The organism is Nocardia farcinica, from assembly GCF_029867845.1.
In the GTDB taxonomy this organism is placed as follows: Bacteria; Actinomycetota; Actinomycetes; order Mycobacteriales; family Mycobacteriaceae; genus Nocardia; species Nocardia farcinica_A.
Genome location: NZ_JARWRU010000370.1, coordinates 1 through 1576, shown reverse-complemented (window position 1 = coordinate 1576; position 1576 = coordinate 1). Strand labels below are relative to the sequence as shown.

At 70.6% G+C, this 1576-nt stretch carries 2 protein-coding genes; one reads left to right on the top strand and one right to left on the bottom strand.

Annotated features, from left to right (window positions below):
• Positions 1-245: DUF2277 domain-containing protein (locus tag QH283_RS07860; protein WP_280502356.1), on the bottom strand; the 245-nt coding region annotated here is incomplete at its 3' end.
• Positions 246-386: 141 nt separating this feature from the next.
• Here QH283_RS07860 and QH283_RS07855 point away from each other — a divergent pair.
• On the top strand, positions 387-1352 hold the full coding sequence (locus tag QH283_RS07855; protein ID WP_280502355.1) for a DUF1266 domain-containing protein: 966 nt from the start codon (positions 387-389) through the stop codon (positions 1350-1352).
• Positions 1353-1576 lie beyond the last annotated feature (224 nt).

The window sequence follows — 1576 nt, the reverse complement described above, 5'->3', positions numbered from 1 at the left end:
CCCCCCCGCCCCCGGCGGGGGGGGGCTCCCCGCCCGCCCGCGGGGGGGGGGCGCGGCCCCCGGCCCCGCCCGGGGGGCGGCGGGGCCGGGTGCGCCCCCACGGCCTTGTCCACCGCTGCCTTGGTGGTGGTGGACAGGCCGGACACACCACCGACCTTGCGCACGTACTGCAGTGCGGAAGCATAGATTTCCTGCTCGGTAGCGGCGGGCTCCAGACCTCGCAGGCGGGTGATGTCACTACACATGGGCTGCACATTAGCTCGCCGAAAGCCGTAGTGGGACCGCAAGAATACGCACGATCACAAATAGGGGGCGATTCCGTCGAGAATTCCTCTCCGGGCCGATAACGACGCAGCCGCACCGGTGCATGGTGAACAATCGGGGGCATGCCAGCCCGCGGTATACCCACATTGACGACCTTCCCGTACGAAGAGCTCGACAAGCGCGAGGAGGACCACTGGTCTGGCGCGGCCATTTCCGACGACGAGCTGCGCGCGCTGGCCCTCGGTGGCTACTACTCCACCCGCTGGGACGCCTTCCACGACGCGCTGCTGCTCGGCCCCGAACGCGACCATCCGCTCGGCGACCGGCGCGAACTGGCCATCGACACCCTGACCGGTGCGTGGGGCATCACCGACGGCACCGAGGCGCAGGCGTCGATGGAGCAGTTGCTCGACGGCATGCACGCCCCGCTCTACGCCCTGGTGCACCCGCTGGTGATGGCCTCGGTCAACGCCAGCGAACGCGACCGCTTCGGCGAGCGCGCCGACCGCCACCGCGCCTTCCTGCGCCAGATCGCCTCCTTCCGCGGCATGGAGAACCCGGAGTCGCTGGTCCGCGACTACGACATCTGGGCCCAGGCCATCAAGATCGGTTTCACCGAGCACCTGGCCCGCCCGTTGCCCGCCGACATCCACGCCTGGGATCTGGCCAGGGTGGTCGCGGTGGCGCGGATGGCCTTCACCGCCGGCTACATCGAGGCCGACGTGGCCTGGGGTTATCTCATGCGCGCGCTGCCGCTGGCCCAGCGCAAGTACCGCAACTGGCGGCAGTTCGGCGACGCCTATCTGACCGGCTGGACCTACTGGCAGGCCTGCGAGGATCTGGCCGAACTCAAGAACGGCGGCGTGGACCGGCGGCTGGAGCTGCTGCGGCTGTGGCTGCGCCCGACCAGTCCGTGGCGGCGCATCGAACTCAACGCCCCCAAGGCCGAGACCGACCCCTTCGAGCAGGCCGATGCCTTCGAGCGACCGGACGCCTTCGAGCGGCCGTTCGATGGGCCGGAGCGGTTCGACGGGATCGACTCCGATGGCCGGGCGGACGGCGACGACCCCGGCGCGGCGGCGCTGTGACGACTGTGTTGTGAGGACGACTGGGCTGTGACGAACGTTCCGGGACGACCGGGCCGGGACAGTCGTGACGTGACGACCGGGTCGTGACAGTCGTGACGTGACGATCACGTCGTGACACTCGGGCAGTGACAACCCGGCAGTGACAACCCGGCAGTGACAACCGGGCCCTGAAACGCCCCGGGGCCCGGGGGGGGCCCCCGGGGGGGCCCCCCCCCGCGACTGGG

Bases quoted from the DNA above. Each gene is read 5' to 3' on its own strand.
- QH283_RS07855 (WP_280502355.1), top strand. From the start codon at position 387: ATGCCAGCCCGCGGTATACCCACATTGACGACCTTCCCGTACGAAGAG.